This is a genomic window from Streptococcus sp. CCUG 71758, from assembly GCF_011714815.1.
GTDB lineage: Bacteria > Bacillota > Bacilli > Lactobacillales > Streptococcaceae > Streptococcus > Streptococcus halitosis.
Window position 1 is genome coordinate 133596 of the sequence record NZ_RXXO01000003.1, and the last position, 13127, is coordinate 146722.

The 13127-nt window shown below is 40.4% G+C and carries 12 protein-coding genes; all 12 read right to left on the reverse strand.

The window, feature by feature from the left end; genetic code table 11:
* Nucleotides 1–37 precede the first annotated feature (37 nt).
* Complete coding sequence (locus EKB01_RS07110; RefSeq protein ID WP_109289778.1) at nucleotides 38–2224, reverse strand: PTS transporter subunit IIBC; 2187 nt, start codon at nucleotides 2222–2224, stop codon at nucleotides 38–40.
* 219 nt (nucleotides 2225–2443) lie between these two features.
* Nucleotides 2444–3370 carry a permease-like cell division protein FtsX gene (ftsX, locus tag EKB01_RS07115; RefSeq protein ID WP_000625557.1) on the reverse strand — a complete coding sequence of 309 codons (927 nt, stop codon included), beginning with the start codon at nucleotides 3368–3370 and terminating at the stop codon, nucleotides 2444–2446.
* Complete coding sequence (ftsE, locus tag EKB01_RS07120) at nucleotides 3363–4055, reverse strand: cell division ATP-binding protein FtsE (RefSeq protein ID WP_000022271.1); 693 nt, start codon at nucleotides 4053–4055, stop codon at nucleotides 3363–3365. The genes ftsX and ftsE overlap by 8 nt, the downstream gene beginning before the upstream one ends.
* Before the next feature lie 17 nt (nucleotides 4056–4072).
* A protein-coding gene (prfB, locus tag EKB01_RS07125) for a peptide chain release factor 2 (protein ID WP_109289777.1) occupies nucleotides 4073–5168 on the reverse strand; the annotation gives its coding sequence in 2 pieces (ribosomal slippage) (nucleotides 4073–5095 and nucleotides 5097–5168; 1095 coding nt in all).
* Between the two features lie 109 nt (nucleotides 5169–5277).
* Complete coding sequence (locus EKB01_RS07130) at nucleotides 5278–5934, reverse strand: CBS domain-containing protein (protein ID WP_033605910.1); 657 nt, start codon at nucleotides 5932–5934, stop codon at nucleotides 5278–5280.
* Between the two features lie 152 nt (nucleotides 5935–6086).
* A complete protein-coding gene (locus tag EKB01_RS07135; protein WP_033605911.1) occupies nucleotides 6087–7514 on the reverse strand; it encodes a cytosine permease in 1428 nt (475 codons plus the stop codon).
* 1 nt (nucleotide 7515) lies between these two features.
* Nucleotides 7516–7701, reverse strand: a complete 186-nt coding sequence (locus tag EKB01_RS07140; protein WP_000859100.1) for a hypothetical protein — start codon at nucleotides 7699–7701, stop codon at nucleotides 7516–7518.
* Between the two features lies 1 nt (nucleotide 7702).
* Nucleotides 7703–9481, reverse strand: coding sequence for a phosphotransferase (locus EKB01_RS07145; protein ID WP_167266295.1), 1779 nt, complete (start codon nucleotides 9479–9481; stop codon nucleotides 7703–7705).
* 312 nt (nucleotides 9482–9793) lie between these two features.
* Complete coding sequence (locus EKB01_RS07150; RefSeq protein ID WP_033584957.1) at nucleotides 9794–10504, reverse strand: ABC transporter ATP-binding protein; 711 nt, start codon at nucleotides 10502–10504, stop codon at nucleotides 9794–9796.
* Nucleotides 10504–11268 (reverse strand): ABC transporter ATP-binding protein, encoded by a 765-nt coding sequence (locus tag EKB01_RS07155; RefSeq protein WP_167266297.1) that lies wholly within the window; start codon nucleotides 11266–11268, stop codon nucleotides 10504–10506. Before EKB01_RS07155 ends, EKB01_RS07150 begins: the two co-directional genes overlap by 1 nt.
* A complete protein-coding gene (locus EKB01_RS07160) occupies nucleotides 11268–12224 on the reverse strand; it encodes a branched-chain amino acid ABC transporter permease (protein WP_000856262.1) in 957 nt (318 codons plus the stop codon). The genes EKB01_RS07155 and EKB01_RS07160 overlap by 1 nt, the downstream gene beginning before the upstream one ends.
* 3 nt (nucleotides 12225–12227) lie before the next feature.
* Nucleotides 12228–13097, reverse strand: coding sequence for a branched-chain amino acid ABC transporter permease (locus EKB01_RS07165; protein WP_000941409.1), 870 nt, complete (start codon nucleotides 13095–13097; stop codon nucleotides 12228–12230).
* Between the last annotated feature and the right edge of the window lie 30 nt (nucleotides 13098–13127).

Sequence of the window (13127 nt, forward strand, 5' to 3'; positions counted from 1 at the left end):
ACAAGAGGTTGGAAAACAGCTTCCAACCTCGAGTATATTACAATTCTACTTTAGCAACTGCTGTTTTAGCTGCAAGAGAACCTGTTTGTTCTAATTTAACTGATTTGATAGCATCACCATTTGTAAAGACAACCACTGTTGATGTTTCACGACCTGCTGCTCGGATAGCATCCAAGTCAGCTGTCACAAGAAGATCACCTGCTGCAACCTTTTGTCCTTCAGAAACGTGAACAGTAAATGGTTTTCCTTCAAGACTTACAGTATCCAAACCAATATGAACAAGTACTTCAAGACCTGATTCAGTAACAAGTCCAAGTGCATGTTTTGTTGGGAAGATACTTGATACAGTACCTGAAACTGGAGATACAATGTTTCCATTTGCTGGTTCTACTGCAAAACCATCACCCATCATTTTTTGAGCAAAGACTGGATCTTTCACTTGTTCCAAGGCAATAACTTGACCGTCAGCTACTGAGTAAACTTCCTCAGTTACACCTTTAAAATGTACAGTATTTTTTTGAGCTTCTGTCATTTGACTTGGAAGAGTTTCAGGAATTACTTCACCTGAGTCAAGGATATCTTGGATATCAGATTTCAATACGTCAGCTTTTGGTCCGTAGATAGCTTGGACACCTTGTCCTTTCATGACAAGACCCATAGCGCCTTCTGCTTTCCATTGTTCCTCAGTACCAACACGATCTGCATCCTTAACAGTTACACGAAGACGAGTCATACATGCATCTACATCTACGATGTTTGCACGACCACCAAGAAGGTTAATGATATTTACAGCTTGAGAAGCTGCTGCAACTTTTGTTTCTCCTGGAGCTGCATCTTCTGATGCTCCTTCAGCAGTTTCATAGTTTCCGTTACGTCCTGGAGTGGCATAGTTGAATTTTTGAATCATGAAGTTGGCAATGAAGTACATGATGACTGCAAAGAGGACAGTTACCCAGATAAAGTTAATGACATCCATACCAAGACCAGCATTGATAGCTAGTGGAGTACGAGTCAAGAATTCGATTGAACCGAATGAGTGCACACGAAGGTGAACAATATCAGCCATAGCAAAGGCAGCACCTTGAACTACTGAATAAACAAGGTAAAGAGGTGTTGCGATGAACATAAACATATACTCGATAGGTTCAGTAACACCTGTCAAGAATGTTGCAAGGGCTGTCGCAATCATCATACCCTTGTATTGGTGTTTCTTATCAGCATCAACATTACGGTAGATAGCAACGATGACACCCATCAAGATACCAAATGAACCAATCATTTGTCCAACTTTGAAACGAGCTGGGTGAACAGTATCTAACAAGTGTTGGTATTGACTAGCATCAGTACCTTTAAGGTTTACAAGGTCTGTTACCCATGCAAGCCATAGTGGGTCTTGACCGAATACTTGAGTACCTTTAGCTGCACCAGTTAAAATGTCATAAGTACCACCAAGAGCTGTATAGTTCATTGGGATAGTCAACATGTGGTGAAGACCAAATGGCAAGAGCAAACGTTCCAAAGTACCATACAAGAATGGTGCAAGAACAGGTGCTGTTTCTTGTGAATTGGCAATCCAGATACCAAAGTTGTTGATACCTGTTTGAACAACTGGCCAGAAAGCTGCAAGTACAATTGCTGCAATAGCTGAACGAAGGATGACAACGAATGGTACGAAGCGTTTCCCATTGAAGAATGAAAGCGCATCAGGAAGTTTACGGTAGTTGTAGTATTTGTTAAAGGCGGTTGCCCCTACAAAACCAGAGATAATCCCTACAAAAACACCCATGTTCAATGCTGGTGCTTCAAGAACACTGATGAAGTAATCAGAAACTTTGATTGAGCCTCCAAAGAGGGTAGTGACCATAGCCTCAGGGTTTTTCAGCATATCACTTGTAACTCCAAAGATAGTACCAGTGATACGGTTGATTAAGATAAAGGCAAGTCCTGCTGCAAATGCACCGCCTGCACGTTCTTTAGCCCAGCTACCACCGATAGCAAGAGCAAACAAAATATGAAGGTTACCGATAACTCCCCAACCGATTTGCTCAAGAATTCCACCTGTAATAACAAGTGGGGCAAGATTTGGGTCAATCAATGCAAGCGACTTACCGATTGAAATCATCAATCCAGCCGCTGGCATAACAGCGATAACCACCATCAATGCCTTACCGAATTTTTGCCAAAATTCGAAAGACAAGACATTTTTGAATGTATCTTTCATCATTCAAATCTCCTTTATATTTTTTAGGCAAACGTTTTACGAAAACGTTTGCACTTATTTATAATTCAATTATACCACTTTATTTTTTTTTGTAAAGGCTTTTATAAAAAAATTGTCTACTTTTTTTTAGTTTTTAGAAGAAAAAAGAGAAGTTTACGAAAACTTCTCTTTTAAAAATGTATCATTTTTCTGATTTGTTCTGCAATTTGCATTTATATCCAATTAGATTTTCAAGAATCGACGCATCGAAATTCCTGAACCAATTGAACCAATGAAAATTCCGATTACAAATAGTAGAACTGTCATCAAAGGGACAAACACATCTGGCGTAATCATTGATAAGTTTTGACCTACCAAGGATTTATTGACCGATTGATAAACGATATTGTAAACAAAGAATACAAGAACTGAGGGAATCGCTGCGCCAAGCAAGCCAATAAAAGCACCTTCTAGCAAGAATGGGCCACGGATATAACCATTTCTCGCTCCAACAAGACGCATGATCTGAATCTCACGACTACGTGAAATAATGGTAATACGGATGGTATTGGAAATGAGGAAGACTGCAATAAAAATCAAGAGCCCTGCAATAACCAATCCCCAAACACGGATAAAGGAAGCTAGTTCAAAAAGCCGTTGAGTGTTGGCTCCACCATCTTGAACCTCTGATACTCCCTCAATTTTCTTCGCTTCTTCAGCTACTGTTTTAACATCACTTGGAGAATTTGTATCGACGATATAGGCATCATAGAGAGGATTTGCATCCCCTTCAAAGACCTTCCAATCGTCACCCATTGTTTCCGTCAGTTTCTCGTATTGTTCTTCTTTACTTGAGAAGGTAACACTTTTTACAGCAGGCATCGCCTTCAAAGCATCATAGACCTTGTGGTAGTCATTATTGGTAACTGTCTGACCTTCTTTTTCAATCGTTTCACTGTTATCTGCTACATCCTTACGAATGTAGACCATAACACGAACGTTGTTTTCAATATCGGTAGCCAGTTTTGCTGTATTAAAAATTACAGATGCAAACAGGGCAACGAGTGTTAAGGTAATCATAACCGAACTCACTGCTGCTACTGTCATCCAGCCATTTCGTTTTAAACTTTTTAATGATTCAAATAAATGGCGAAAAAATCTACTAATCATCGTATCCATATTCTCCTTTAGCTTCGTCACGAACGACACGGCCGTTTTCAATGGCAATGACACGGTGGCGCAAGGTATTTACGATTTGGCTGTTGTGGGTCGCCATCAAAACAGTTGTACCTTGAAGATTGATGCGTTCCAACAGATTCATAATTTCCCACGAATTATCTGGGTCCAAGTTTCCTGTTGGTTCATCAGCAATCAATACTTTAGGATTGTTGACAATCGCACGGGCAATCGCAATCCGTTGCTGTTCTCCACCTGAGAGTTCATTCGGGAAAGAACGAACCTTGTGTTTTAAACCTACTAGGTCCAATACTTCCATAACACGTTTTTTGATGTTACGGCGATTCTCTCCGATAACTTCCATTGCGTAGGCAATATTCTCATAAACCGTTTTCTTAGGCAAGAGTTTGTAATCTTGAAAGACAACCCCGACACTACGACGTAGAAGCGGGATATCTTTCTTCTTGATTTTAACTAGATTAAAGCCTGCAACTGATAGGCTTCCTTTTTCGATCTTTACTTCTCGGTATAAAGCTCGAATAAAGGTTGACTTACCTGCCCCAGAAGGTCCTACGATATAGGCAAACTCTCCTGGTTCAATGGTGACAGAGACACCACGCAGGGCAGTCGTTCCATTGTCATACTTTTTGACAACATCTCTCATTTCAATGATTGACATATGAGTTCCTTTCTTTCTTAGCTAATTCGCCACTTGAGGTAGGCATCGATGAAACCATCAAGGTCTCCATCCATGACCTTATCTACTTGGGAAACTTCAAAGCTTGTACGGTGATCTTTTACCATAGTATAAGGTGTGAAGACATAAGAACGAATCTGACTTCCCCATGTAATTTCTTTTTTCTCACCTTTGAGGGAATCAACTTCCGCAGCTTTCTTTTCTTGCTCCATCTGATAGAGTTTAGCCTGCAACATCTTCATGGCACGATCTCTATTTCCATACTGGGTACGATCGACCGTTGATTGGACGACAGTTCCTGTAGGAATGTGTGTCAAACGCACACCTGTTGAAACTTTATTGACGTTTTGTCCACCAGCACCACCTGAACGGAAGGTATCCATTTTGATATCATCTTCACGAATTTCCACTTCGATAGTATCATCCAGCTCAGGCATAACCTCTACGGATGTAAATGAAGTATGGCGACGTTTGGCAGAGTCAAATGGTGAAATACGGACCAAACGGTGAACACCCATTTCTGATTTAAGTAGTCCGTATGCATTGGGACCTTCAAAAGACAAGGTCACAGACTTGATACCCGCTTCATCACCAGCCTGGTAATCCAAGACTTCTACTTTAAAGCCTTTGGCATTTCCATAACGAGTGTACATGCGGAGCAACATATCGCCCCAGTCCTGAGCCTCAGTACCACCAGATCCTGGATGGATTTCCAAGACGGCATTATTATGGTCATAAGGTTCTGACAAGAGAAGGGTCATCTCGTAGTTGGTCATCATCTTATCCAACTCGGTTAGCTGCTCGACCAGTTCATCATGGACTGACTCGTCTTCTGCTAAAAAGTCCAATAAAATCTCAACTTCATCCTGCAACTCTTCCATTTTACGGAAGGTGTTGTAGGTGTTTTTTAATTCATTTAATTCTTGCGACGTTTTTTGGGCCGCGATATTATCGTTCCAAAAATCAGGTTCTGTCATCTTGTTCTCCAAGATGGCAATCTCTTCCTCTAAGCCTTCGAGGTCAAAGAGACCCCCTGAAAGAAGCTAATTTTTCACGATTTGCGTCAATTTTTTGACGAATTTCTGAAATGTCCATAGATACTCCTTTTCATATCGTTTTATTATACCATAATCTCTTATTTCTTTCCATATTTTGCTTTTCATCGCTTTTGTGGCAGAAGAAAAGAGGCCCGAAAGCCTCTGGTTTAAAGGACTTTGGCAGAGGTCTGAGTGATTTCCTCCACTTGAATTCCTTCTTTTTCAAACTTTTCCTTTAATGCAGTCAAATCGATTTTTCCATCAATTTGAACTTCGATGACGACCTTGCCATCCTTACGTGGAATGTTTACAGTATGGGAAATATTTAAATCCTCTTCTACAATTAAAGCTACAATTTTCCCCAGTACTCCGACTTCATTTTCTGTAATGAAACGAACCCGAATCCCCTCTTCTCCGTATCCGGCGATTTCCAAGAAAGCCTGAAAAACATCGCGGTCTGTAATGACGCCGTAGACCTGATGATTGTCTACGACTGGTAAGATCCCTATTTTATTTTTCAGCATCAGGTAGGTCGCATCCTCTAGACTAGCATAGCCAGAAACAGTCACGACATCTCGAATCATTACATCTTTTACTTTGGTTTTATTTAGAAGATAATTCATCTCATAGATAGAGAGACTGGTTGCTTTAGATGGGCTGGCTTCCGCGATGGTTCCTTCTGTTACCAATCCGACTAATTGATCATTTTCGATAACAGGTAAACGGTGCAAACCTTGCTCGCGCATCAAATCTGCTGCGTGTGCCACAGTTGTATCTGGACTGATATAAACTACCTTACGGGTCATGAAATCTTTAACTGCCATGGGACTTCTCCTTCTATATTGCTACTTTTATTATACACTTTCTTAGAAAATCTATCAAACGCTTTCATCTCTTTTTCAAGATTTTGAACAATCTGAGAAATTTGCATAAAATGCCAGTGTAAGTTAAAAGGGAACCGAAGTCCCCTCTCTTCTTAAATCGTAACAGTGTCTCGATCTTTTATCATATAACGTTTCAGTGGGCTAAGACTAGCTAGCCAGTATAGTAGTCCACCGAATAGCGCAGTAAATCCGCTACCCGTTGTGATTAAAAAGATTGGACTTTGAATTTGTGCAGTTACAGGGTTGTAGACAAATAGTACCGCTACCAATAAGGAGATAAATACGCAAGACAAGCCAACTAAGTTAAATCCTTTAGTAAATTCGTAGGCGTTATGCCCTTCAAGGAAATAGGCTGAACGCAAGTCGAGTTTTCGTTTTCTTAAGATAAAATAGTCGACAACAATCATACCAATAATTGGCCCCTGAATATAGGCGGCTAGGGAGATAAAGGATCCGAAATACTCTTCTACTCCTCCCCAGATAGTGAGTAGACTCACGTAAACCATGGCAATCCAAACCATTAGTTTATAGCTTACTTTGGGCATCCCACTTTTGACAATCATACAGTTCACATACGATCCTGTCCCCTGGGTTCCAATATTGGCAAAGGCTACTAGTAGTAAACTTAAGAGAGCAAAGGCCGGGGTGCTTAGAGTTGATAGCATGGTTGTTGGATCACTTTCATAAACACCTGTTTTGACAAACATGGCTAGAGCCATGACTCCACCTGTCGCAACGAAGAATGGAGCCACAACTCCGTATGATAAGGCTGTAGCCCAATAACCACTGCGTTCTGATTTTGCCAAACGCGGTAAAACCAATGCCTGTGTAGACCAAGAAAAAGCGAAGGCAACATTTCCTTCTCCGGAGAGCATGAAGCGTTCTAATGGCGTCAAATCTCCTTGAGTGGCTGGTTGGATATTCATAATATCAGTTATAGGAACGGCGACAAAGCAGATTCCAACGATGATGAGACCGACAATCAACAAGGCGATAACCAAGAAGCGATTGGTCCATTTAATCACTTCCGGGCCTCCAAGAGCGATGAGAGTCCCAAGAAGAACACAGAGGGTACCAAGAATAGGTGCCCATATTCCCTTGTCCAAGCCAAGACCAAAATTGTTTGCCAAATGGATCATGGAACTGGCAAAAAGATTGGCCGCAACAGCATACCAGCCAAAGTTAGCCAAGCTAATAATGGTTGATAACAGGGCTACACCTCTTTTTCCTAGAACAGCTCTCAACCAAATCCACAAATCAATTCCATACTTCACCGCAAATAAAATAGGAAGACATTCAATAAAGACCCAGATAATGTTAAAGCTAAAAATATTTATCAACATTTGATTAAAGGTCAAATATTGAGCTACATAAGCCCCTTGGGTATAACACCAAGTAGCAATGGCAAAACCACTTGTCGATAGAAAGAGATCCCAGAAAGAATACTGACGATCCTTATTGGTCATGGGAACAATTCCGGTTATGGTTTCTTGTTGGATATAGTCATTCATTTTAGACATGTTATTGAATTCCTCCCGTCATTGCTAAGATAATCAAAACAAGGTTGATTAGGACTATGGAGATGATTAAAATGAAATCACTTTTTAGAAAGGGTTGAACAAACTCATAGTTTGGCGACTCCATTTCTTCCAATCTTCTCTTTGTTTCAGTTGCTACTAAATCTTCAATTTCGGATGTCGTTTTCATCTCAGTTCTCCTCCAAATACAAATCAAGGGCCAGTTGTCCATATTGTTTGGTATAGCGATACCAGATGTAGAGGAACTCACCGACTGGTTTTCCGACACTCTCCTGGAACAAAGCCCACAAGAACCAATAATATGAGATCACTGCTACATAAGCCAAATAGTGACGTTTGGTTTTCTTATCTGGTACTTCTTGCAAATACAATTCCAGTACTTTTTCAGCATCCTCTACAGTATAATTGGAACACGCGATAAAGGTGCCCAAATCTCCTGCTGGCTCTCCCATTCCAGAATATTCCCAGTCAATCAAGCTCATTTCGCCTGCTTCATTCAACAAGAAATTAGGACTATAGGAATCTCCATGACAAAGGACAACCTGTTTCGGATCATTCTGTAAATAATTTTTGAGAATTGAAACAGTTTTATCCAATTCCTCGAGACCATCAAACTCAAATCGATTTCTAGCTTTCAATTTTTCTTTAAAATCATCAATTCCCTCAAATTGGTCAAAGGAATGTTCCGTTCTTTCTCCAGATTGGTGTAACCGTCTCAAGAGGTCCATTGCTTGTGCCACATCATCCCAATTATCATAATCCAGTTGCTTAGCATTGGGAATAAATTCTGAAATTTTCCAGCCTTCATCCTTGTTCATAGCTACGAAGGTACGGTCAATCTTTAATTTTGCAGCAATTTCCATAGAAGCTGCTTCACTAGCTCGGTCGATATAATTTTCCGTTCCCCTGCCCGGATGACGGTAAACATATCTTTTTCCTAGACAGTCAAATGAAAATGATGTGTTGGTTAACCCATCTTTTAGAGGTTTGATATTGACAATATCTGAAGCCACACACTTTAATGTCTTACAGATATTATCAATAATGGCCGAATCTGCATTTACCAAATAACGTTCATCAAATTGACGGAGTTCATCTAGAGAGTCGAATTCTTTAACAATATCCGCTGAATAGTGGCGGGCTTCTAAAAGGAGTTCTTTAACATGGCGACTATAGTAATCCTCCCAAAGCTGTTCACGATAAGGTTCGTGTTTAAACTCGGTTTCTAAAATTTCCTTGAATTTTTCGCTAAATGCACGGTCGAAATAAACGTGCCCCACCATGGCCCAAGTATTTTCCCCACCAATCTGAATATCAATGATCGTGTGATTCGAATCTTCTATAGCACAATATTCGTCCGTTTGACCTTCTGCAAATATGGTCGAGTAGTAACCTCTATAAATATATTGCTCAAACGGATTTTCCACAAAATAATTATCCGATGAACAAATATAAGTGTTGGAAAGTTGATCTTTAACCAACACAAGAGACGAACAGTTATTGTATTTGTAGTAATCATTATTCACTACAATTTTTACACCAAACTTCTCTGCAAGATAGAACATTTTTTCTTGAAGATACCCTACGATAACGATTATGTCTTCTATTCCTGCTTCTTGCAGTTGTCTGATTTCCCTCTCAATCAAGCGTTCCCCCTTGACTTGAAGCAATCCTTTAGGAATCTCATAAGACAAAGGAGCAAAACGACTACTCATGCCAGCAGCCATTATAATGGCATTTTTTACTCGATACGGTTCTAAAACTTTCTGACCTAGTTCTGTTAAGTGAAGCTCCTCATCAACCCACTTCTCTTCTTTCAGTTTTTTCACCAATGTGTTAATTGTTCCTAAAGATAGGTTTAACTTATCAGCTAACTGTCTCTGAGTAAAGGTCTTTTCTTTATGTATCAACATAAACCGCAAAAGTTTAAATTGTTTTTCTGTCACCATTTCTTAGTCCTCCTGTTCAATTTCCACTTAACCATATTATAATATGAACAAAAATGACTGTCAATTCAAACACGAAATCATCTAGTTAAAATTAAGGCACCATTTCATTTATTTCCAAAATCCAACTATAAACGAAAAAGCTCCTAAGTTGGAGCTCCAGAATATTCTATCATCTGATGATTAGGAAAGTAGGTCCCTGTTATATGATGATTGTTTGACCATCTTCATCCAACGATTGAAATGCCCCCGGGTCTATAGGGGAATTGTGTGCGCAATCCTTATCCGCCGACTAAAAAGGTCCCCCGGACCTTTTTAGCCACCTAGATATGCTTTTCTGACTTCTTCTGATGAGGCTAGTTCTTTTCCTGTTCCTGATAGGACGATCTTGCCTGTTTCAAGTACATAACCACGGTCAGAGATAGCAAGGGCCTTGTTGGCGTTCTGTTCGATTAGGAGAACTGTTGTTCCTTGCTTCTGAATATCTTGAATGATATCAAAAATTTCTTGGATAAAGATTGGGGCCAGTCCCATTGATGGCTCATCCAAGAGAAGGAGCTTAGGTGTAGACATGAGAGCGCGTCCCATAGCCAGCATCTGCTGTTCACCGCCTGAAAGAGTTGCCGCATCTTGGTTTTTACGCTCTTCCAGACGTGGGAAGCGTGAAAAGACTTTTTTCAAGTTGGCTTGATTTTCTTCACGATTTTTCTTCAAGAAAGCTCCCATTTCTAGATTTTCCATAACAGTCAAACCTGGGAAAACATGGCGTCCCTCAGGAACTTGTGAAAGGCCACCTGCCACGATTTTTTGCGCTGGCAACTTTTGAATTTCTTTTCCTAAAAACTGAATTTTACCAGCACTTGGGCGAACCAAACCTGAAAGGGTACGAAGAATGGTTGTTTTACCAGCACCATTGGCACCGATAAGGGAAACAACTTCTCCTTCATTAACCTCGAAACTCACATCACGAACTGCTTGGATCATACCATAATGTACAGAGAGGTTTTCAACTTTTAACATAGGCATTAGGCTTCACCTCCTAGATAAGCTTCGATAACACGTTTATTCGTCTTAATTTCGTCAGGAGTTCCCTGAGCAATCAAACGGCCATATTCAAGAACATAGATACGCTCAGTGACTTCCATAACCAAATTCATATCGTGTTCGATGAGCATGATAGTAATTTTAAATTCATCTTTGATACGACGGATCAGTTCTGTCAATTCAGCCGTTTCTTGAGGATTCATCCCAGCTGCCGGTTCATCCAAAAAGAGGATCTTAGGTTCGGTTGCCAGAGCACGAACGATTTCTAATCGACGTTGTTGGCCATAGGCCAGATTCTTGGCAAGAGTATCTGCGTCACCATCCAAATCAAAAATCTTCAGCAAGTCCAAAGCTTTGCTTTTTAATTCTTCCTCGTTCTTATAAAAAGCTGGTAGACGTAGAAAGCTCGCAAGGACATGTTGTTTATGATGATTGCTAAATGCAATCAAAACATTTTCCAAAACTGTCAGGTCCTTGAATAAACGAATATTTTGGAAAGTACGACTGAGACCAAGGGAAGCGATTTTGTAGGGAGTTTTCCCATTTAGGAGGTGACCATCTAGTGTCACAGTACCTTCGCTTGGTTCATAAACACCAGTCAAGAGATTGAAAAGAGTTGTTTTACCAGCCCCGTTTGGTCCAATCAGACCAACCAATTCTCCATCGTTCAATTCAAGAGTGACATCTCCAACAGCTGTTAGACCGCCAAAATGTTTGGTTAACTGTTTAACTTCAAGTAATGCCATTAGTTTTGTCCCTCCTTCTTAGATTTTTTAAAGAAACGTGATAGACTCAATTCCCATGTCCCAAGAAGTCCACCTGGTCTGAAAATCATGACCAATACAAGAGCCAAAGCGTAGATGATCATACGTACGCTAGCAACATCTTGAAGGAGCATATTTAAAATTCCTAAAACAATCGCTGAAACGATGGTACCAGTAATGGATCCAAGTCCACCAAATACAACGATAATCAACACGTTGATGGAATTAATAAAGGTGTAATCTTTTGGGACAACAGATCCGATAAAACCGGCCTGAAGTGAACCAGCAATACTTGCTGTAATAGCACCAAAGACAAAAGCGATTATCTTGATCTTTGTAGTGTTTACCCCAACGGACTCTGCAGCAATCTCATCCTCACGAACAGATAGAGTAGAGCGTCCAATTGGACTACGTAGGAAGTTGAGAGTTGCAATAGTTGTGATCACCACAAATAGATAAACCATTTGCCAGTTGGTAAAGTTTGGAATACCCAAGATACCAGCGGCACCGTTGGTCAAACTTCCACCATTAATGATAAAGATACGAATGATTTCTGAAACACCTAGTGTCGCAACAGCCAGGTAGTCACCCTTCAAACGGAGTGTTGGAATACCAACGAGCAAAGCGACTGCACCAGAAATCAAGGCACCCAAGACCATTGCTCCAAAGAAGGCACCATAGGTTGGTGATTTTGAACCAATAATCGCTGCTGCATAAGCCCCAATCGCCATAAAACCTGCATGACCGAGTGAGAATTGTCCTGAAAAACCAACGATTAAGTTCAAACCTACTGCAAGGATGATATTAATCCCAATTTGTTCTAAAATTTGAACATGAAATAGATTGAGAACACCAGCAGAAACCAGTACACTAATCAACCCATAACCCGCTAACAGAAGGAATAACCAGAGAATATTTACTTTAAGATTTGTCTTCATTGTTTACACCTTCTCTTTCACATTCTTACCAAGGATACCTGCAGGTCGAACAATCAGAATCAAAAGCAAGATTCCATATACGATAGCATCACGGAAATCAGACATACCGAAGGCAGTAGCAAATGTTTCCAACAAGCCAATCACAAATCCCCCTAGAGCTGCACCAGGAATAATCCCGATACCACCCAGTACGGCCGCAACGAATGATTTTAGACCTGGAGTCACGCCCATCAAAGGTTCAAGAGAGTTGTAGTAAAGGGCAATGAGGACACCTGCCGCACCAGCAAGGGCTGAACCCAAAGCAAAAGTAAAGCTGATTGTACGATTTACATTAATTCCCATCAATTGAGCTGCGTCGCTATCAACTGATACCGCACGCATGGCTTTCCCCATTTTTGTTTTTTGGACGATCAATTGTAGTAAAACCATCAAGAGTACAGAAACTGCTAAAATCATCAATTGAACATTTGTCAAGCTAATTGGTCCCAAGTCAAAGCGGACTGTTTCAATTGCTTGAGGGAAGGCACGAGTATTGGCACCTACTAGATAAACCATTCCGTATTCCAGTAGGAAAGACACCCCGATGGCAGTAATCAATACGGCAATACGTGTAGAGTGTCGCAAAGGACGGTAAGCAAGAAATTCAATCACAACACCAAGTAGTGCGGTTCCTGCCATTGAAATAATCAAAGCTAAAAAGAAATCCATTTGGAAGGAATTAATCAAAAAGTAACCAATAAAGGCACCTATCATATAAATATCACCGTGGGCGAAGTTGATGAGTTTGATAATTCCATAAACCATGGTATAACCCAGAGCCAAAAGTGCATAAACACTACCCAGGATTAAACCATTCACAAGTTGTTGGAGCATAGCATTCACTCTTTTCTATCGTTATTTTTT

Coding starts and splice junctions, on each gene's coding strand:
- EKB01_RS07145 (WP_167266295.1), bottom strand. CDS start 9,481: ATGGTGACAGAAAAACAATTTAAACTTTTGCGGTTTATGTTGATACAT.
- EKB01_RS07130 (WP_033605910.1), bottom strand. CDS start 5,934: ATGGCAGTTAAAGATTTCATGACCCGTAAGGTAGTTTATATCAGTCCA.
- EKB01_RS07160 (WP_000856262.1), bottom strand. CDS start 12,224: ATGAAGACAAATCTTAAAGTAAATATTCTCTGGTTATTCCTTCTGTTA.
- EKB01_RS07165 (WP_000941409.1), bottom strand. CDS start 13,097: ATGCTCCAACAACTTGTGAATGGTTTAATCCTGGGTAGTGTTTATGCA.
- EKB01_RS07140 (WP_000859100.1), bottom strand. CDS start 7,701: ATGAAAACGACATCCGAAATTGAAGATTTAGTAGCAACTGAAACAAAG.
- EKB01_RS07110 (WP_109289778.1), bottom strand. CDS start 2,224: ATGATGAAAGATACATTCAAAAATGTCTTGTCTTTCGAATTTTGGCAA.
- EKB01_RS07155 (WP_167266297.1), bottom strand. CDS start 11,268: ATGGCATTACTTGAAGTTAAACAGTTAACCAAACATTTTGGCGGTCTA.
- EKB01_RS07135 (WP_033605911.1), bottom strand. CDS start 7,514: ATGTCTAAAATGAATGACTATATCCAACAAGAAACCATAACCGGAATT.
- EKB01_RS07150 (WP_033584957.1), bottom strand. CDS start 10,504: ATGCCTATGTTAAAAGTTGAAAACCTCTCTGTACATTATGGTATGATC.
- ftsE (WP_000022271.1), bottom strand. CDS start 4,055: ATGTCAATCATTGAAATGAGAGATGTTGTCAAAAAGTATGACAATGGA.
- ftsX (WP_000625557.1), bottom strand. CDS start 3,370: ATGATTAGTAGATTTTTTCGCCATTTATTTGAATCATTAAAAAGTTTA.